We start from the raw sequence: 19221 nt of genomic DNA on the forward strand, positions 1-19221 counted from the left end.
GGTTTCGCAGTCATGGAGATCAGGACTATCCACGCCAACGGGGTGGAGTTCGCGTATCTGTCGTTGGGGGAGGGACCCCTGGCGCTGTGCCTGCACGGCTTCCCCGACACCGCGCACACCTGGAGGCACCTGATGCCCGCGCTGGCCGAGCGCGGCTACCGTGCGGTCGCGCCCTTCATGCGCGGCTACGCCCCCACCGAGGTCCCGGCCGACGAGGCGTACGAGGACGCCGCGCTCGTCGCCGACGTCCGCGCCCTGCACGAGGAACTCGGCGGCGACGACGACGCGGTGATCATCGGCCACGACTGGGGCGCGTTCCCCGTCTACCAGAGCGCCGGGCGCTTCCGCCGGGCCGTCACGCTCGCACTGCCGCCGCCCGGCTCGCTCGGAGCCGGATTCCTGGACTACGAGCAGCTCAAGCGTTCCTTCTACGTCTTCCTCTTCCAGACGCCGCTGGCCGAGGCCGCCGCCGCGCGCCCCGACTTCCTCGCGGGCCTGTGGCGCGAATGGTCACCCGGGTACGACGCGACCGAGGACCTGGCGTTCGTCCGGCGCAGCATCGGCGAGCCCGCCAACCTGAGCGCGGCCATCGGCTACTACCGGGCCATGCTCGGCACCACGCCGCCGTCCGGCCGCCACCCGGCCGTCGAACCCGTCGCCGGCCCCGTCCTGTACCTGCACGGCGTCCAGGACGGCGCCCTGGGCGCCGAGCTGGCCAAGGCCGCGGAGAGCATGCTGCCGGCCGGGTCGCGGGCCGAACAGGTGGCGGGAGCGGGGCACTTCCTCCACCTCGAACGGCCCGGCGAGGTCAACCGGCTCATCCTGGACTGGCTCGGCCCCGCTTCGTAGGACGCCTGCTGAGGACGGCGAGCACCGGGTGCTGTCCCGACAAGCTCACCCGGATCGCCTCCTCCACCGCGAACCCGCGCGGGATCCCGTCGTGGACCAGAGCCACGACCAGGCCGTCCGCGGCCACCACCCGGCGCACCTCCCGCCACAACGGGCCCAGGCCCCCGGCGAGCAGCCCCCGAGGCGGCACCTGACGGCCCCAGGGCGGGTTCACGAGCACGCGGTCGGCGCTCCCGCCGGCCACGGGGATCCGCCCGCCATCCGCCACCCCGAACCGCCCCACACCCGGTGGGCACGGAGTCCGGCCGCGTTCCATGGCGGTTCGGGCGTTGACGGTGGCGGCGTGGACGGCGGCCGGATCGTGGTCGAAGCCCAGCAGGCGTGCCCGAGGCGCGCTCGCGGCCGCCTCGATCAGCGTGGTTCCCGCCCCGCAGCAGGGGTCGAGCACCGTGCCCGCCCCCGGCAGCCGCGCCAGCTCCGCCATCGCCGCCGCCACCGGCGGATGCAGCGTCCCGCGTACCGAGGCCGACTTGTAGGCCCTGCGGTGCAGCGGCCGTTCGGCCAGGCGCAGCGCGATGACCGCCCGGTCGTCCTCGATGGTCACCCGCCAGGCCATCGCGCCCGCGGGCGGACGCCGTCCGTCCCGCCTGGAGTGGTAAGGCAGCCGCAGCGGCCTGGCCGGCTCGACCCCCACCGCGTCCTCGATCTCGAACCTGGTGTAGTTGCGCCGCCCGACGAACGACGCCGACACCTCCACTCCGTTGCCTGTCCTGGCCAGCGCCCCCACGTCCAGTGTCCGGGCCGCGGCGGACAGCCGGCGCAGCGCCGAGCGCCCGTGACCGATCCCGTCCACGACGGCCGCCGCCAGCAGCACGTCGTCCGCCGTTCGCAGCCCCAGCAGGTCGGCCTCTGGGCGGGCGGTCTCGAACCACACCTCGCGATGGCGCACCCCGCGCACCACGCCCAGCCCGGAACGTCGAATCTCCGTGGCCACCAGGGGTTCGATGCCATGCACCGCCCTGGCCACGGCAAAGGTATGCACCGTGGGCCGCGTCCAGCGGCCCACGGCAAGTAGCGGAGTTTGCACTTACGTGTCCTTCTCCCACGTAGCGACTCGGGACGGCGCTCGCTCGCGCGCCCGCATCGCCGGCGGTGGGTCGTCCGCGAGCCCGCCGGCGGGTCGCTACCTTCGGAAGAAGAACGTCATGGGTCCGAACCCTAGGGCATGGCCGACACAGGTTGGTGCCGGGCGTACGTACGGGGTCGAACCCATTGACGTAAGTGTCTGCTTTTCACAGGATTGCCCCATGAGTGTTCTGGACTTCGACCTGTCGGACAGCGCCTTCTGGACCAAGCCCATGGCCGAGCGAGAGCAGGCGTTCGAGCGCCTGCGCCGGCGCGAGAGCCCGGCCTTCTTCGAGGAGATGGAGCTCTCCTTCGCCGCCAAGGGCCCGGGCTACTACGCGCTGGTCAAGCACGCCGACATCCTGGAGGCCAGCCGCAACCCCGAGGTCTTCTGCTCCGGCGACGGCGGCGCGACGAGCATCCCCGACATGCCGGCGGAGTTCACCGAGTACTTCGGCTCGATGATCAACATGGACGACCCGCGCCACGCCAGGCTGCGCAGGATCGTCTCCCGCGCCTTCACCCCCAAGATGATCAAGCAGTTCGAGGCGGACGTGGAGGAGGCCGCCGTCCGCATCGTGGACGACCTCCTGGACAAGGGCCCCGGCTGCGACTTCGTGGCCGAGGTCGCCGCCCGCCTGCCCCTGAAGATCATCTGCGACATGATGGGCATCCCCGAGCGCGACTACCAGTTCGTCTTCGAGCGCTCCAACGTCATCCTCGGCGGCTTCGACCCCGAGTACGCCGGCGACGACCTCGACCAGGTCGCCGAGCGCCTGCTCACCGCCGGCATGGAGCTGCAGCAGCTCGTGCGGGACCTGGCCGCCCACCGCGCCGGCAATCCCACGAACGACCTGACGTCGTCCCTGGTCAACGCGAACATCGACGGCGAGCAGCTGACGTCGCAGGAGCTGGGCTCGTTCTTCATCCTGCTCGTCGTGGCCGGCAACGAGACGACCAGGAACGCCATCTCCTACGGCCTGCGCCTGCTCACCAACAACCCCGGCCAGCGCGCGCTCTGGCTGGAGGACCTCGAAGGACACGCCCCGGGCGCCGTGGAGGAGATCGTCCGGCTGGCCTCCCCGGTCAACTTCATGCGCCGCAAGGTCACCAGGGACTTCGAGATGAACGGCCACCTCTACCGCGCGGGCCAGAAGGCCGTCCTGTTCTACTGGGCGGCCAACAGGGACGAGGCCGTGTTCGACGACCCGTACCGCTTCGACATCACCCGCCAGCCCAACCCGCACGTCGGCTTCGGCGGGCCCGGGCCGCACTTCTGCCTCGGCGCGCACCTGGCCAGGCGGGAGATCACGGTGATGTTCCGCGAACTGCTGCGCCGCGTGCCGCAGATCGAGGGCGGCAAGCCGGACCGGCTGCACTCCATGTTCATCAACGGGATCAAGCACATGGAGTGCGCCTTCTAGCCCCTACGCGGTCAGTTTGAGCTGGCCCATCACCCGGCGGATGTCGGGCAGGAGCTGCTTGCCGTCCGAGGGGATCGACATGTAGATGATGGCCGGGACCTCGCCGCCGGTGTTGACGGCCATCGTGACGATCGTGGCCTTCTCGGTCTGCGAGGTCAGCGAGTACGCGACCAGCCGTCCCGTGGAGTCGCCCACCTTGATCGGCTGCTGGGCGATCTTGCGGACCTTGTTGTCCTCAGGGAAGAAGCGCTTGCGGGCGCTGAGCACCACCTGCCTGATGACCGGCTCCAGGTTGTCCTGCTGGTAGTGCTCGGCCAGCCGCGGCGACAGCGGGCCCGACATGAGCTGGGCGTACCGGTCCGGCGCGAGCTGGACGTACTGGCGGGTGTCGAAGCCGTAGGTGCCCTTGACGGTGACGGTGCCGCGCTGGTCGAGCAGCCACTTGCCGCCCAGGCGCGGGAGGGAGATGCGGGCCTGGGCGTCGGTGACCCTGCCGATCACCGGGGACGCCTTGCCCGGGTACTGCGGCAGGGCGCCGATCGTGGTCGAGGACTTGGTGGCGGTCGGTTTGGGCGGGGTGGTCGCCTTCTCCTCCGTCGCGGCCGAGCTCGCCGCGTCCTCGGGGGCCAGCGGACCCGCCAGGAACGCCCACAGCAGCGCGCCGACCAGCGCGATCGCCACGGAACCGCCGAGCGCGTAGATCCAGACGGGCTTGCCCTGCGGCTCGTCGTCCAGCGCGCGGTCCTGGTCGGCGCGGTCCTGCTGGTCGCCGAAGACGGTGTTCCAGAGCTCCTGCTGGCGCTCCGGCGGCGGGGTGCGGGAGCCGCTGATCTGGCCGGCGGTCACGAACCGGCGGTCGGGGTCGGAGGGGTCGCGGTTGAGGTTGGAGCCGGGGCGGGGGCCCTGGTCCTCGGTGGGGGGTGTGCCGGCGTTGGCGGAGTCCATGGCCTTGGAGGGGGTCGCGCGGTCGTCGAGCAGGCCTTCTGAGTGCTGACCGTAGTTGACGGTGCGCTCGTCGGCGGGGTGCGTCTGGGGCGGCGGGTGCTGGCCGGGAGGGGCGTCGGCCTGGCCGTGCACCATCGTGCGCTCGGCGTCGGCGGAGGGGCCTGCGGGGGGCCAGACGGGGGCGTCGCCGGGGTCGCGGTCGCCCATGGGCCTGGCCGGGGCGTCGGCGGGGGCGGGGCTCGGCGGCCAGACGGGAACGCCAGGAGGGGTGCGGTCGGCCGCCGGCGAGGAGTTCTTGGCAGGACGGTCACCCCCTGAAAGCGGGTCGTCCGCGCGGCCGCCCTGGGGCCACGGCGCGGGGGAGGACAGGTTCGACCAGGCGTCGGGCGACGGGGCGGGCGGCTGCGCCCACGCCGGGACCGGATCGGGGACGGGCGGCTGCTCCGTATGGGAGGCGGCGCCGCTCGGCGGCGGCACGTCCGGCCATGACGGGCCCGTGGCGTTCTGCGAGGTCTCCGGCCAGGACGTCGGCACGTCCCGCGAGGTCTCGGGCCACGACCTCGGAACCTCTCCGACGTCCGGCCGCGTGCCCTGCGTGTCGCGCGAATCCGGCCAGGAGGTCGGCACGTCCGTTCCCCGCGCCTCTCGCGACTCGGGCCAGGAGGTCGGCACGTCCCTCCCCGGCGCGTCCGGCCACGAGGGCGAGGTGGTGCTGCTCGGCGGCGGCACCTCCGGCCACGAGGAGTTCGACCCCGGCGCGGAGCCCGCGGCGTCATCACGGGCTGAGCGGCGCGGCGGCGGCTCGGGCCAGGAGTCGTCCTTGCGCGGCGGCTCGGGCCAGGAGGGGTCATGGGCGGGCGCCGAGGACTCCGGCCACGACGTGGGGACCTCAGAGGAGCGCTGCGGTGCCTCTGGCCAGGACGATGGCAGGTGAGGTCCGGAATTCTCCGTTGCCATTGCTGCCGGCCCTCCCGAGGTTGCGTCCGGATCTGCCCTTATATCCGGATTAGACGTTCCAGGCATAATCTCATGGGATTTTCCAGGAGATGCTGGTGGTTCCGCAGCCAAACTAGCGAAGCCGCGTGGATCGGTCGGTGGATCCTGCAGCGGCAGGCCCCCGTCCGGTCGATCAGGCTCAGCTGGGTACACCACGGTGACAACTGTATGCTTATGGGACGAATGGGATCACAACGGGTACATCACCTTCAGGTCTCGCCGGACCCGAAGACTCCATTGTGCCCTTGGACCTCGATCGGCTGCCTGCATTCAGGCGAAGACGTGCGCTACCCTTGACACGTGCGTTCCGCGACCCTGCTTCTTAGCGGGCCGCGACGGCCCTAGAAGATATCGCCGTCGCGGCTCCACCCCTCGTTGTGTGCACGAGGGGTTTTCTTATGGGTCCGCATATCAAGCCAGAAGGGCAGTAGCCGTGAGTGAGTACGATCCGCAGGCGCTGCAGGCCAAGTGGCAGCAGCGATGGGAGGAGCAGGACACCTACCGGGCCGGCGAAGACCCGGCCGACCCCCGTGAGCGGCGCTACATGCTCGACATGTTCCCCTACCCGTCGGGCGACCTGCACATGGGTCACGGCGAGGTGTTCGCCATCGGCGACGTCATCGCGCGCTACTGGACGCAGAAGGGCTACAACGTCCTGCACCCGATCGGCTGGGACTCCTTCGGCCTGCCCGCCGAGAACGCGGCGATCAAGCGCAACGCCCACCCCGCCGAGTGGACCTACGCCAACATCGAGACGCAGGCCACCTCGTTCAGGCGCTACGGCATCTCCTTCGACTGGTCGCGCCGGCTGCACACCAGCGACCCCGAGTACTACCGGTGGAACCAGTGGCTGTTCAACCGCTTCTTCGAGCGCGGCCTGGCCTACCGCAAGGGCGGCCTGGTCAACTGGTGCCCCAACGACCAGACCGTGCTGGCCAACGAGCAGGTCGTGGCCGGCAAGTGCGAGCGCTGCGGCGCCGACGTCGTACGTCGTGAGCTGACGCAGTGGTACTTCAAGATCACTGACTACGCCCAGCGCCTGCTGGACGACATGGAGCAGCTGCGGGGCTGGCCCGAGCGCCTGCTGACCATGCAGCGCAACTGGATCGGCCGCTCCGAGGGCGCCGACGTGCTGTTCGAGATCGAGGGCCGCGAGGAGCCCGTCCACGTCTACACCACGCGGCCCGACACCCTGTACGGCGCCACGTTCTTCGTGGTCGCCGCCGACGCCGCGCTGGCCGACGAGATCGTCACCGACGAGCAGCGCCCGGCCTTCGAGGCCTACCGCGCCGAGGTCGCCAAGCTGAGCGACATCGAGCGGCTGTCCACCGACAAGGACAAGAGCGGCGTCTTCCTGGGCCGCCACGCGATCAACCCGGTCAACGGCGAGCGCATCCCGGTCTGGGCGGCCGACTACGTGCTGAGCGACTACGGCCACGGCGCCATCATGGCCGTGCCCGCCCACGACCAGCGCGACCTGGACTTCGCGCTGAAGTTCGGGCTGCCGGTGAAGGTCGTCGTGCACACCGGCCTGGCCGACCCGGGCGAGACCGGCGAGGCCACGCCGGGCGAGGGCACGCTGGTCAACTCAGGGCCGCTGGACGGCCTGTCCAAGACCGAGGCCATCGCCAAGATCATCGAGGTCCTGGAGGTCGAGGGCAGGGGCGCGGGCGCGGTCAACTTCCGGCTGCGCGACTGGCTGCTGTCCCGCCAGCGGTTCTGGGGCACGCCGATCCCGATCATCCACTGCCCCGACTGCGGCGAGGTGCCCGTCCCCGACGAGCTGCTGCCGGTCACGCTGCCCGACATGCGCGGCGAGGCACTGGCGCCCAAGGGCGTCTCCCCGCTGGCCAGCGCCACGGAGTGGGTCAACGTCGAGTGCCCCAAGTGCGGTGGCGCGGCCAAGCGCGACACCGACACGATGGACACCTTCGTCGACTCCTCCTGGTACTTCCTGCGCTACTGCTCGCCCGGCTACACCGACGGCCCGTTCGACGTCGAGCAGGTGCGCAAGTGGGGGCCGATCGACCAGTACGTCGGCGGCATCGAGCACGCGGTCCTGCACCTGCTGTACTCCCGCTTCTTCACCAAGGTCCTGCACGACATGGGCATGCTGGACTTCACCGAGCCGTTCGGGCGCATGCTGAACCAGGGTCAGGTGATCAACGGCGGCAAGGCCATGTCCAAGTCCCTGGGCAACGGCGTGGACCTGGGCAAGCAGATCGACGACTTCGGCGTCGACGCCGTACGTTTGACCATGATCTTCGCCGGGCCGCCAGAAGACGACATCGACTGGGCCGACCTCTCACCGGCCGCCTCGCAGAAGTTCCTGGCCCGCGCGCTGCGCGTGATGTCGGAGGTCGACTCGGCGCCCGAGGCGCCGTTCGCGGCCGGCGAGGTCGAGCTGCGCAAGGTCACGCACCGCACGATCGACGAGGTCACCAAGCTGGTCGAGTCCCAGCGGTTCAACGTGGCGGTGGCCCGCATGATGGAGCTGACCTCGGCCGCGCGCAAGGCCATCGACACCGGCCCCGGCGCGGGCGACCCGTCGGTGCGCGAGGCCGCCGAGGCGCTGGCCGTCATGCTGTCGCTGGTGGCCCCCTACACCGCGGAAGAGGGCTGGGAGCGGCTGGGCCGCACCGGCTCCGTGGCGTTCGGCGGCTGGCCGCAGGCCGATCCCGCGCTGCTGGTGCAGGAGTCGGTGACGTGCGTGGTGCAGGTCGCTGGCAAGGTGCGCGACCGCCTGGAGGTCTCGCCCGACATCGGCGAAGAGCAGCTGCGGGAGCTGGCCCTGGCCTCCGACAAGGTCGCCCCCTACCTGCAGGGGGCTCCGCGCAAGGTGATCGTCAGGGCGCCCAAGCTGGTCAACATCGTCGTCTGACTACAGGCCGCGCAGAGCCGGCAGCAGCTCCTTCTCGGCCCAGTCGAAGAAGGGCTGCTGCCGGTCGTGCCCGATCTGGACGAGCGCCACGTGCGTGTACCCCGCGGCGGCGAAGTCCGCGACGGCCCGCACGACGGCGTCGATGTCGTTGCCGCACGGCACGTTCCTGGCCACGTCCTCCGGGCGGACGGTGCCGGCCGCCGCCGCGAAGTTCACCGGGGCGGGCAGTTCGGCCATCACCTTCCAGCCGCCGGCGGCGGCCCAGCGCCACAGCCGGTGCGCGCGGTCCCTGGCGGCCTCGGGGTCGGTGTCGTAGGCGATCGGGAGCTGGCCGTAGACCGGCTTGCCCTCACCGCCGCACGCCTTGAACTGCCGCACCACGTCCGGCAAGGGCTCGTTGACGACCAGCACGTCGCCGAACTGGGCGGCGATCTCCGCCGACTGGCCGCCCGAGGCGGCGATGCCGATCGGCACCTGCCGCTCCGGCAGGTCGTACAGCTTGGCCGAGTCCACGTCGAAGAACTCACCCTGGTGGGTGACGTAGTCGCCGCTGAACAGCTTCCTGATGATCTGGACGGCCTCGGCGAACATCCGGTGCCTGGTGTCCACCGGCGGCCAGCCCTCGCCGACGACATGCTCGTTCAGGTTCTCGCCCGAGCCGAGGCCCAGCGTGAACCTGCCCTGGCTCAGCACGCCCATCGTGGCCGCCTTCTGCGCGACCACGGCCGGGTGGTAGCGCATGATCGGGCACGTCACGTAGGTCATCAGCGGCAGCCGCTCGGTGACCTGGGCCACCGCGCCGAGCACCGACCAGCAGTAGGGCGAATGCCCCATCTCCTCGATCCAGGGAAAATAGTGGTCGGAGATCACCGCGTAGTCGAAGCCGACGCGCTCGGCCGTCGCGGCGTAGTCGACGAGTTCGCGGGCCGGGGTCTGTTCGGACATCAAGGTGTAGCCGATTTGTACCATGCGCCCCGGCTACCCCACTTCTTCATCGTTAGCGGCCAAGGCCCGGAGATCATCGATGGCAGAGTTCTTCGAGGACCAGCGCCAGTCCGATGCCCAGCAGCCAGACGTCCTTGGCGATCGACAGACCCTGAGCGGTGGGGCGCAGGCTGCCCTCCTCACGCAACCCCGGCGTCTTGAGATAGAGGCCGAGCAGGCCCGCCGCGAACCCCGTCAGCCCGGCTCCGACCAGCAGTGACGGCACGAACGGGACCAGGGCCGCGGCCCCGAGGGCGATCTCGCCGCGCGAGACCAGCCGGGTGAAGACCGCCGGGTCCATCTCGCGCAGGAACGGGTAGGTGCCCGCGGCCATGCCGTGCAGGGAGGCCGCGGTCTGCTCGTCGGCGCCCGCCTTGTTGAGGCCGGAGTTCAGGATGATGGAGCCGGCGGCCAGGCGGGGTGGGATCTGGTGCATACGCGCAAGAATCCTCATATTTCACAGACTTCCCGTACATTTCCGGCGCACCCCGTACTTGACCGTTCCCGGGACGCGGCAGGTCCGCTGAAGGGAGAATTCATGGGCTGACCTTGATGTTTGGCATTACTGTGCACCTGTGACAAATGGCGCATACCTGAGATATCCGCACCTGCATGGTGACCTCGTCACCTTCGTCGCCGACGACGACGTCTGGCTGGCTCCGCTGGCCGGGGGGAGGGCCTGGCGGTTCACCGCCGACCGCGTCCCGGTGACGCATCCGAGATTCTCGCCCGACGGCGCCCGCATCGCCTGGACCTCCAACCGGGAGGGCTCCCCCGAGGTGTTCGCGGCCGGGATCGACGGGCCCGAGGGCGAGCGGCTCACGTACTGGGGAGCCGCGACCGGCGTCCGAGGCTGGAGCGACGAGGCGAACGTGCTGGCCGTCAGCACGGCGAACGAGTGCGGGTGGATGGTCAGGAACTGGGCCTACACGGTGCCGCTCGACGGCGGCCCTGCCACGCGGCTGCCGTACGGATGGGTCAGCGACCTCGCCGTCAGCGACGCGAAGGTCGCCACCGTCTCGCCGATGTGGCGCGAGCCGTCCCAGTGGAAGCGGTACCGGGGCGGCACGGCCGGCAAGATCTGGGTGGACGCCGAGGGGGACGGCGAGTTCACCCGGCTGTTCGCCGACAGCCCGGCGCAGTACTGGGCGGTGAGCTGGGTGGGCGAGCGGATCGTGTTCCTGGCCGACATCGACGGCGCGGGAAACCTGTACTCGGCCCTGCCCGACGGGTCCGACCTGCGCAAGCACAGCTCCCATGAGGAGTTCTACGCCCGTCACGCGGCCGGCGACGGGCAGCGGGTGGTCTACTCCCACGCCGGGGACCTGTGGCTGCTGGAGAGCCTGGACGCGGAGCCGTACAAGCTGGATGTGCGGCTGGGCGGGCCGAGGCCGGGCCGCGCCAGGAGGCCCGCGCCGATGCGGATCGGGGCGTACTCGCCGGACGCGAGCGGGCGCGCCAGCGCCGTGGAGATCCGCGGCACCGCGCACTGGGTGACGCACCGCGACGGGCCCGCGGGCGTGCTGCGGGCCCAGCCCGGCGTGCGCGTGCGGCTCCCGTGCGTCCTGGACGCCGACGGGCGGGCCGTGTGGGTCTCGGACGCCGGCGGCGAGGACGGGCTGGAGATCGGCACGCCCGGCGGCGAGGTGCGGACCCTGGTCGGCGGGCAACTCGGGCGGGTGCTCGAACTGGAGGCCGCGCCCGACGGCAAGCACGCGGCCGTGGCCACGCACGATGGACGGCTGCTGATCGTCGACCTTGAGTCCGGAAATATCCGGCAGCTCGACAGGACCACAGAAGGGGACGTCAGCGACCTGACCTTCTCTCCCGACTCGGGCTGGCTGGCCTGGGTCCACCCGCACCGCAGCCCGCTGTCACAGATCAAGATCGGGCGGGTGGACGGCACCTCGGTGACCGACGTGACGCCGGTGCGGTTCGCCGACTCGGGCCCGGTCTTCACCAAGGACGGCAAACACCTGGCGTTCCTGTCGGTGCGCACCTTCGACCCCGTCTACGACGCGCACGTCTTCGATCTGTCCTTCCCCGTGGGGTGCAGGCCCTACATCGTGCCGCTGCAGGCCACCACGCCCTCGCCGTTCGACCCGTCGCTGCAGGGACGCGGCTTCAACGGCGAAGACGACAAACCCGCCAAGGACGACAAGAAGGACGACGCGCCGCCGCGTACCGAGGTCGACCCCGAGGGGATCGGCTCCCGCGTGGTGCCGGTCCCGGTGCCCGCCGGGCGCTACGGCAACCTGCGCAGCGCCAAGGACGCCCTGCTCTGGCTGCGCTACCCGCTGGCCGGGCAGCTCGGCGACGGCACCGAGACGACGAACGAGATCGTGCTGGAGCGCTACGACCTGAAGAAGCGCGCCAAGGGCGAGCTGGCCAGGGAGGTGCGTTCCTTCGAGGTCAGCGGCGACGGCGCCAGGCTCGTCACCAACGGCAAGAACGGCCTGCAGACCCGCGCCGCCACCGAGGGCGACGAGGTCGTCACCATCGACATGGACCGCGTCACCGTGCAACTCGACCCGGTCGCCGAGTGGCGCCAGGGCTTCCGCGAGGCCGGGCGGCTCATGCGCGACCACTTCTGGCGCGAGGACATGAACGGCGTCGACTGGCAGGCCGTGCTCGACCGGTACGAGCCGCTGGTCGAACGCATCGGCACCCACTCCGAGCTGATCGACGTGCTCTGGGAGACCCAGGGCGAGCTGGGCACCTCGCACGCCTACGCCACCGCCTCCCACGGCGGCTACGACCCCCGCCGCCGCCAGGGTCTGCTCGGGGCGGACCTGGACAGGGACGCCGACGGGGTGTGGCGGGTGCGGCGCATCCTGCCCGGAGAGTCCTCCGACCACGACGCCCGCTCGCCCCTGCTCGCCCCGGGCGTCGCCGTCCGTCCAGGGGACGCCATCCTGGCCGTCGGAGGGCGGCCCGTCGACCCCGTACGCGGACCGCTCGCCCTGCTGGCCGGGACGGCGGGACAGCCCGTGGAGCTGACCGTGCGGCCCGCGTCCGGCGGGGAGCCGCGGCGCGTCGTGGTCAGCCCGATCTCCGACGAGACGCAACTGCGCTACCACGACTGGGTGGAGGGCCGCAGGGCGCTGGTCCGCGAGGCCTCGGGCGGCCGGCTCGGATATCTGCACGTACCCGACATGGTCGCCTCCGGATGGGCGCAGTTCCACCGCGATCTGCGGACCGAGATGGCCTACGACGGGCTCGTCGTGGACGTCAGGGAGAACGGCGGCGGGCACCTGTCGGAGCTGGTGCTGGAGAAGCTTTCCCGCAAGGTCACCGCGTGGGAGCGGGCCAGGGGGTTCGAACCGACACGGTACCCGCAGGACTCGCCCAGGGGGCCGATCGTGACCATCGCGGACGAGTTCTCGGCCTCCGACGGGGACATCGTCAGCGCCGGGATCAAGGCCCGGGGGCTCGGGCCGCTGGTCGGCACCCGGACGTGGGGCGGGGTCATCGGAATCGACTCCCGGTACACGCTGGTGGACGGGACCAGGGTCACCCAGCCCCGGTACTCCTTCTGGATCGACGGGCCCGGGTGGGGGGTGGAGAACTACGGGGTGGATCCCGACGTCGAGGTCGTGATCACCCCGCAGGACCGGACGGCGGGGCGGGACCCGCAGCTCGACAAGGCCATCGAGCTGGCGATGGCGGCCCTGGACGAACACCCGCCGGCCACCCCGCCGGAGCTGCCGCCGCTGACCTGACGCGCGGCCCGGTGTCAGGGGGTGCGGGCCAGGCGTTTGAGGATCTCGGCCAGCACGGGCTCGGTGGTGGCGAAGTTCAGCCGGACGTGGCCCGCGCCCCCGGGCCCGAAGCCGGCCCCGTCCGTCAGCCGTACCCGGGCCTCCCGCTCGATGACCTCCGCCATCCCCGGACGCCCGACCCCCAGCCACGCCAGATACGTCGCCTCGGGGAGGCGGTAGGTGAACGGTTCCGGGAGCAGCCGGGCGATCGTCCGCCGGTTGCGGTCGAGCAGGGCCCGGGTGTCCTCCAGCCACGCGTCCCCGTGCCGCCAGGCGGCCACCGTCGCCTCGACGCCGAACAGGTTCGCCGAGCCGTACAGGAAGGGCGGCTGCGCCGACAGCGCCTCGCGCATGCCCCGATGCCCGAGGTGCGCGACCGAGCAGCGGATGCCGCCCAGGTTGAACGCCTTGGTGGCCGACGTGATCGTCACGGTGCGTTCCGGGAGAATCGTGGCGAACGGGATGTGCCGGTGCGGCTCGAAGGTCAGGTCCGCGTGGATCTCGTCGGCGATGACGAGCAGGTCGTGGCGTTCGGCCTGCTCGGCCAGGTGGGTCAGCTCGTCGCGGGTGAAGACCCTGCCGGTCGGGTTGTGCGGGTTGACCAGCAGCAGGACGCGGCAGCCGGAAAGGTCGGGAGTCTCGAAGCGCCAGGAGGTCCCGTCGGGTTCGAACCTGATGGGCCGCGGCGGCCGCCCCATGGTCTCCAGGGTCGTCAGGAACGGGGGATAGGCCGGGGTGTGCACGGCGACCGCGTCCCCCTGCCGGGTCCAGACCTGCAGGAGCACCTGGAGGGCCTGGTTGAGGTCGTTGAACGAGCGTACGAGCGAGGGGTCCGCCTGCCAGCCGTACCTGGCGGCCATGCGCTCGGCGAACGCTTCGGCCAGGGGCCCGGCGTTGGGGTCCGTCAGCCAGGAGGGGTAGCCGAGATCTCCGGCGGCCCGCCGGCGCAGCGTCTCGATCACTTCGGGGGCGGTGGGCAGGTCCATGTCGGCGATCCAGGCCGGGATCACACCGGGCTCGACATCCGTCCACTTAAGCCCGTCATGTGTGGACTTGAGGTATTCCGGGGTATATGCCTCATTCACTCCGTCATTTTAGGATTTTTCAATGTGATGAGGCGGCGAGGTCGATTGTGGCAGGCTGGGCGGCCATGACGCCCCACCCGAAGATCGACGCCATCGTGGAGACCTACCTGTCGGTGGCCGACACGGAGGCTCCCGGGCTGGTGGAAGGGCTCTATCTGGAGGGCTCCGCCGCCCTGGGCGACTATCGGCCGGGGACGAGCGACGTGGACTTCGTGGCGGTGACCACGGCGGAGCCGCCGTTCGAGGTGCTGGAGCGCATTCACCTCCGGCTCGGGGCGTATCCGTTCGAGGGCGTCTACCTGACCTGGGACGACCTCAACCGCGACCCCTCAGAGCTGGGAGTACGGCCCAGGGCGCACGCCGGCCGGCTCAACCGCAGGGGCGGCGTCAACCCGATCACCTGGCACACGCTGGCCCAGCACGGCCTCACCTGCCGTGGACCCAAACCAGACGAGCTGGAGATCTGGAACGATCCGGGTGCCCTGGCCGCCTGGACGGACGACAACCTCGACCTCTACTGGCGCCGCCTGGTCGCCCGCGCCTCCCGCCTGGCCTCACCCTGGGGGCTGACCTGCCTCGGGGCGTACGGGGCGATGTGGGTGGTCACGGGCGTCGCCCGCCTGCACTACACGCTGTCCACCGGCGAGATCACCTCGAAGACGGGCGCGGGCCTGCACGCGTTGGAGGCGTTCCCCGAGCGTTGGCACCAAGTGGTGAACGAGGCGCTGCGTCTGCGCGAGGACGACAGCGCGCTGCCCTCGCTCGCGGGCGCGGTCTCGGGGCTGGCAGACCACTTCGGCACGCCCCGGCGCTCGCTGTACGCCTCGCCGTTCGAACGCCGGCGTGACGTGCTCGCCTTCGCCGACGAGGTGATCAAATCCGCCCACGCCCTCTACACCCGCCGCCCCCGGTAGCCGCGCCGTCCCAACTGCCGGGCTGCAGTAGTACTGCACAGCGGCGTCAGGCGCATTGACGGCGGATCCCGCCCTGACGAACCCGGCCACCCAGACCTCCCAGGTCCAGGGTCCGCACCCCCTGGATCTGGCTGGACAGGGAACCTCGCGGGCTTCGAGGGAGCGTGCGAGGGTTCTGCGGAGCGCGGTGTAGAGATGCCGTCAATATTCGGGCTGCGGTCGTATGAATCTCGTCAAGGGCGGTCGAAACCCTCCAATATGGGGATTTACTGGGTTTAGGCGTCCGGATTACGACGGCCGCCGCGGCTGTTGACCGAGGCGACGCTCGACGCGCCGGGGGTGATCGCGTGGAGCGGTCCGGCTTCGGCCGCTGCTGTTCCCTTCGATGAGAACGACAGGCGTCCGGATCCGCGACGTTGACAGAAACAGGCGTTGACGAGGAATAGGCGTACTGGACGGCGTTCACCGGGCCGAAGGCCACGGAGTTCGTCTCCGGCCGAACCTCACCATCCCGCTCCAGGCTTCGGCCGTGCGGGCTGGGCCTGGCGGGGGGTGGAGACCCCTGAGGCGTCTTGTCCGAACGGGCGGTCATGCCGACGGCCCGCACCTTTCGGAGAATGGACATGAACGCAATTCGCGCGGGCCCGCCTACGGAGAAGGATCTGGCTCAGCGCCGGTTCGCCGCCGCCGTCGCCCATGAACTACGTACGCCTCTCGCCGGGCTCAGGGCTGAGATCGAGGAGGCCCGGCTGCATCCCGGCGAGACCGATCTGCCACGGCTGTTGGACGCGGTGCTGCGCGGCGTCGCCCGGCTTGAGGCGATCACCGCCGATCTTTTCGTGCTCACGCAGGTCGCCGACGGTGGGCACGTGCGGCGCCGCCCGATCGACCTTTCCGCCCTGGCCCGCGCCCACGCGGCCACGCCGGACACGGGCCCGCAGATCCGGTTGCGGGCCGCGGACGAGGTCATCGTCGATGCGGTGCCCACGCTCCTCGACAGACTGGTGACGAATCTGCTCGACAACGCCCTTCGGTACGCCAAGTGCTCGATCCAGATCCAGGTCCGCCGGCACGGGGCCACGGCCGAACTCATCGTCACCGACGATGGGCCCGGCATTCCCGCCGCGGATCGCGAACGCGTCTTCGAGAGCTTCGCCCGGCTCGACAGCGCCCGCTGCCGCCGCCGCGGCGGTGCCGGCCTCGGCCTGGCCATCGCCCGCGACATCGCCCACGCGCACGACGGCACCCTTCACGTGGAGAGCGTCACCAGGGGCGGAGCCCGCTTCGTGCTCCGCCTCCCTGCCACTCGGCATGCCGACGGCCAATCATGATCATTTGCCGCAGGTTGCCAGCGGGCCTCCCACGCGTGGAGGAGGCGCGGATCCCGCTTGCCGCTATCCTAAATGACTGCATTGGCGATTTTGGTCATTTAGGAGGTTGGCTATGGTCCGCCCCAGCGTCGACACCCATGTCATCCTCGACGCGGCCGCCCTGCTCATCGCCGAACAGGGCTTCGGCCGGGTGCGGATGGACGCGATCGCCGCACGCGCCGGGGTCGCGAAAGGCGTGCTCTACCTGCGGTTCGCCGACAAGGAAGAGTTGCTGCGCGCGGTCGTCGACCGCGAGCTCGTCCTGGCGACCCGTCGCTCGATCGAACTGGTGGAGGCAGACCCCCGCGGCGGCTCGTTCTCCCGCCTCTACCTCCACGCGGTGACCGCGCTGCACTCGCGCCCGGCACTGCTGCGCCTGTACCAGGAGTCCACCTCCCCGCTGCGGGGCCTGGCACAGGACGACGAGCGTGTCCGGGCACGAGAGCTCCTCGGGGCCGAGTTCATCCGCGCTCTCCAGGCGGAGGGGATCGTGGCGGCGGACCTGGATGCCGACGTCCTCGCCGCGAACCTCACCCTGTGGAACCAGGCGCTCGTCGCGCAGGCTCCCCGCACCGGCATCGACGCCCTCATCCTCGGTATGGGCGAACTGATGGCACGCGCCGTCGACATCGGCGTGGCCGACACGAGTGCGGGCAAACGCGTCTTCGTCGCCTTCGCCGAGGCGCTGATCTCCGAACGGGAGCGACCATGACCCACCTGATCCCCTCGGGCGCACGGGAACATCACATCTCCACCGGTGCCGGACGGCTTCGCGTGCTCCACGCCGATCCGGCCCAGCCGGACGCCGTCCCACTCGTGCTCATCCACGGGGGCGGGACGGACAACGCCGCGATCTCCTGGTACCGGCTCATCGAGCCACTGTCGGCCGACCGCGAGGTGTGGGCGCCGGACCTGCCCGGATTCGGCGGCAGCATCGACGCCGCGCCCGCCGGTGGCCCGCGCGAGCTCGCCCGCGTCGTCGCCGAGGCCATGACCGCGCTCGGGATCACGCAGGCCGTGGTGGCCGGTGTCTCCATGGGCGGCGACATCGCCCTCAACCTGGCCCTGGAGCATCCTCGTCGCGTCGCGGGCCTCATACTCGTCGCCCCGGGCGGGCTCGTACCGATCTTCCGCAACCGCACCGCGCACCTCGGGGCGTGGGCGGCGGCGCAGGCCCCCGACTGGTTGCTGCGACCGGCTTCCCGTTTCGCCAACCGCTTCTCGGGCGCCGCCATCCGGGCCATCGTCAAGGACCCGGCCGCGCTCCCGGCCGAGGTCGTCGACGAGTTCGTCCGCGAGGCCCGCAAACCGCGGGCCGGCCTGGGCTACGCCCGCTACAACCAGGCCACCCTCGGACGGCGCGGCATGCGCAACGACCTCACCGACCGGGTACACGAGATCAACGCGCCCACGTTGATCTTCCACGGCCAGGACGATCCCATCGTCGACCCGACCGGCTCGCGGCGCGCCGCCGACCGCATGCCCCATGCCCGTCTCGTCACCGTCCCTGACTGCGGGCACTGGGCACAGCTGGAGGCGCACGACCGCTTCTTGGCAGAGACGCAGGTGTTCCTCGACCAGTTCGCCTGAGCCGCTCCGATCGCCGGCTCGCGCTGTTTCCGCGCGATGCCGGGATGGCTTCTTCCGCCACCGGGACGAGCCACCCAGCTCCTTCAGGGGTCCTCGTCGGGTTCCGGGTCGCCGACCTCCCGCTGCGCCTGCAGCGCGGCGGCGTAGAGCTCATCGGTGAAGTCGCGCAGCGCGGCCACGCAGTTGGAGGGGATGCGCGTCGCCGGGCTTGGTGGCCTTGACCGCGTACGCCCGACGGCCTACTGACACTTTCGTGGCGGAGTCACTGACATTCAGTGGCAACGCACGACACTCTTGTGGCACTGGGCAATCAGCCCGTTGGCGGCCGGCCGGGGGTTGCCCGGCCGGCCAATCGGTTGTCATCGGCCAGTCGGCTACAACCGGCGTAGGACCGCTACCACCTTGCCCAGCACGCTGGCCTCGTCGCCGGGGATCGGCTCGTAGTTGGCGTTGTGGGGGACCAGCCAGACGTGGCCGTCCTTGCGCTTGAAGGTCTTGACCGTGGCCTCGCCCTCGATCATGGCGGCCACGATGTCGCCGCTCTCGGCCACAGGCTGCTGGCGTACGACCACCCAGTCGCCGTCGGCGATGGCCGCGTCGATCATCGAGTCACCGGCGACCTGCAGGAGGAACAGCGTGCCCTCGCCGACAAGCTGCTTGGGCAGGGCGAAGACGTCCTCGACGCTCTCCTCGGCCAGGATCGGCCCACCGGCGGCGATGCGGCCGACGAGCGGAACGTAGGCGGCCGTGGGACGGTTCACCGTGGGTTCGACGTCGGTGGCGTCGGGGTCGACCCACATCACCGGCTCGCCGGGCAGGCGCACCTCGAGGGCGCGCGGCCGGTGCGGGTCGCGCCGTAGGTAGCCCTTGCGCTGCAGCGCCGTGAGCTGGTGCGACACGCTGGACGTGCTGGTCAGTTGAACCGCTTCGCCGATCTCGCGCATGGAGGGCGGATATCCGCGCTGTTGTACCGAGTCGCGGATCACTTCCAGGATCTTGCGCTGCCTGGGGGTGAGCCCCAGGGAGTCGCGTCGGCGCACCGCGAGGTCGCTGACCCCGTTTGCGTCATCCCGCTCGGTCATGCTCTTCCTCCTCGCCTGGCGGCCCGCCTCACCGGCGAACCTCCCGGTCCGTGGTCTCGATGTCGCACACAGCGACCGTATCGCTGTTGAAGATCATCTTCAAACAATTGTTCGAGTCTTCCTCGAAATTGTCGCCAGCGTGGTGTACAACATCGTACGGGAGTTCGATCGACACCGTGTTCGATTTGCTGATCTTTATTTGGCCTTTTCCTCGG

The 19221-nt window shown here is 70.7% G+C and carries 15 protein-coding genes; 9 read left to right on the forward strand and 6 right to left on the reverse strand.

The window, feature by feature from the left end:
* Window positions 1-12 precede the first annotated feature (12 nt).
* A complete protein-coding gene (locus ACFOY2_RS04285) occupies window positions 13-849 on the forward strand; it encodes an alpha/beta fold hydrolase (RefSeq protein ID WP_379526583.1) in 837 nt (278 codons plus the stop codon).
* Here the strand turns inward: ACFOY2_RS04285 and ACFOY2_RS04290 are convergent.
* Window positions 818-1936: a TRM11 family SAM-dependent methyltransferase gene (locus ACFOY2_RS04290; protein WP_379526584.1), complete on the reverse strand. Its 1119-nt coding sequence runs from the start codon at window positions 1934-1936 to the stop codon at window positions 818-820. The genes ACFOY2_RS04285 and ACFOY2_RS04290 overlap by 32 nt on opposite strands.
* 220 nt (window positions 1937-2156) lie before the next feature.
* On the opposite strand from ACFOY2_RS04290, the gene ACFOY2_RS04295 reads away from it, so the two are divergent.
* Window positions 2157-3398, forward strand: a complete 1242-nt coding sequence (locus ACFOY2_RS04295; protein WP_379526585.1) for a cytochrome P450 — start codon at window positions 2157-2159, stop codon at window positions 3396-3398.
* Between the two features lie 3 nt (window positions 3399-3401).
* On the opposite strand, the gene ACFOY2_RS04300 is transcribed toward ACFOY2_RS04295, so the two are convergent.
* Window positions 3402-4550 (reverse strand): hypothetical protein, encoded by a 1149-nt coding sequence (locus ACFOY2_RS04300; RefSeq protein WP_379526586.1) that lies wholly within the window; start codon window positions 4548-4550, stop codon window positions 3402-3404.
* On the opposite strand from ACFOY2_RS04300, the gene ACFOY2_RS04305 reads away from it, so the two are divergent.
* Window positions 4549-5277 (forward strand): hypothetical protein, encoded by a 729-nt coding sequence (locus ACFOY2_RS04305; RefSeq protein ID WP_379526587.1) that lies wholly within the window; start codon window positions 4549-4551, stop codon window positions 5275-5277. The two genes, ACFOY2_RS04300 and ACFOY2_RS04305, sit on opposite strands and share 2 nt — an antisense overlap.
* Before the next feature lie 495 nt (window positions 5278-5772).
* Complete coding sequence (gene leuS, locus ACFOY2_RS04310; protein WP_379526588.1) at window positions 5773-8220, forward strand: leucine--tRNA ligase; 2448 nt, start codon at window positions 5773-5775, stop codon at window positions 8218-8220.
* Here leuS and ACFOY2_RS04315 read toward each other — a convergent pair whose 3' ends face one another.
* Both ACFOY2_RS04315 and ACFOY2_RS04320 read right to left on the reverse strand, forming a co-directional pair.
* On the reverse strand, window positions 8221-9189 hold the full coding sequence (locus ACFOY2_RS04315) for a TIGR03557 family F420-dependent LLM class oxidoreductase (protein ID WP_379526589.1): 969 nt from the start codon (window positions 9187-9189) through the stop codon (window positions 8221-8223).
* Window positions 9190-9238: 49 nt separating this feature from the next.
* Window positions 9239-9658, reverse strand: a complete 420-nt coding sequence (locus ACFOY2_RS04320; protein ID WP_379526590.1) for a hypothetical protein — start codon at window positions 9656-9658, stop codon at window positions 9239-9241.
* Window positions 9659-9779: 121 nt separating this feature from the next.
* Here ACFOY2_RS04320 and ACFOY2_RS04325 point away from each other — a divergent pair, with 121 nt between their 5' ends.
* A complete protein-coding gene (locus ACFOY2_RS04325; RefSeq protein ID WP_379526591.1) occupies window positions 9780-12926 on the forward strand; it encodes a S41 family peptidase in 3147 nt (1048 codons plus the stop codon).
* Window positions 12927-12940: 14 nt separating this feature from the next.
* Here ACFOY2_RS04325 and ACFOY2_RS04330 read toward each other — a convergent pair whose 3' ends face one another.
* Window positions 12941-14050, reverse strand: coding sequence for a MalY/PatB family protein (locus ACFOY2_RS04330; protein ID WP_379526592.1), 1110 nt, complete (start codon window positions 14048-14050; stop codon window positions 12941-12943).
* A 65-nt stretch (window positions 14051-14115) separates the two neighbouring features.
* On the opposite strand from ACFOY2_RS04330, the gene ACFOY2_RS04335 reads away from it, so the two are divergent.
* From ACFOY2_RS04335 to ACFOY2_RS04350, 4 genes are all read left to right on the forward strand, one after another.
* The gene (locus ACFOY2_RS04335) at window positions 14116-14964 is read left to right on the forward strand and encodes a nucleotidyltransferase domain-containing protein (RefSeq protein WP_379526593.1); all 849 of its coding nucleotides are present in this window, start codon (window positions 14116-14118) and stop codon (window positions 14962-14964) included.
* Window positions 14965-15587: 623 nt separating this feature from the next.
* Complete coding sequence (locus tag ACFOY2_RS04340; RefSeq protein WP_379526594.1) at window positions 15588-16295, forward strand: sensor histidine kinase; 708 nt, start codon at window positions 15588-15590, stop codon at window positions 16293-16295.
* A 112-nt stretch (window positions 16296-16407) separates the two neighbouring features.
* Window positions 16408-17046, forward strand: a complete 639-nt coding sequence (locus ACFOY2_RS04345) for a TetR/AcrR family transcriptional regulator (protein WP_379526595.1) — start codon at window positions 16408-16410, stop codon at window positions 17044-17046.
* Window positions 17043-17924 (forward strand): alpha/beta fold hydrolase, encoded by an 882-nt coding sequence (locus ACFOY2_RS04350; protein WP_379526596.1) that lies wholly within the window; start codon window positions 17043-17045, stop codon window positions 17922-17924. Before ACFOY2_RS04345 ends, ACFOY2_RS04350 begins: the two co-directional genes overlap by 4 nt.
* 374 nt (window positions 17925-18298) lie before the next feature.
* Here ACFOY2_RS04350 and lexA read toward each other — a convergent pair whose 3' ends face one another.
* Window positions 18299-19006 carry a transcriptional repressor LexA gene (lexA, locus tag ACFOY2_RS04355; protein WP_357828733.1) on the reverse strand — a complete coding sequence of 236 codons (708 nt, stop codon included), beginning with the start codon at window positions 19004-19006 and terminating at the stop codon, window positions 18299-18301.
* Window positions 19007-19221 lie beyond the last annotated feature (215 nt).

Origin of the sequence: Nonomuraea purpurea, from assembly GCF_042650645.1 — a bacterium.
Lineage (GTDB): Bacteria > Actinomycetota > Actinomycetes > Streptosporangiales > Streptosporangiaceae > Nonomuraea > Nonomuraea purpurea.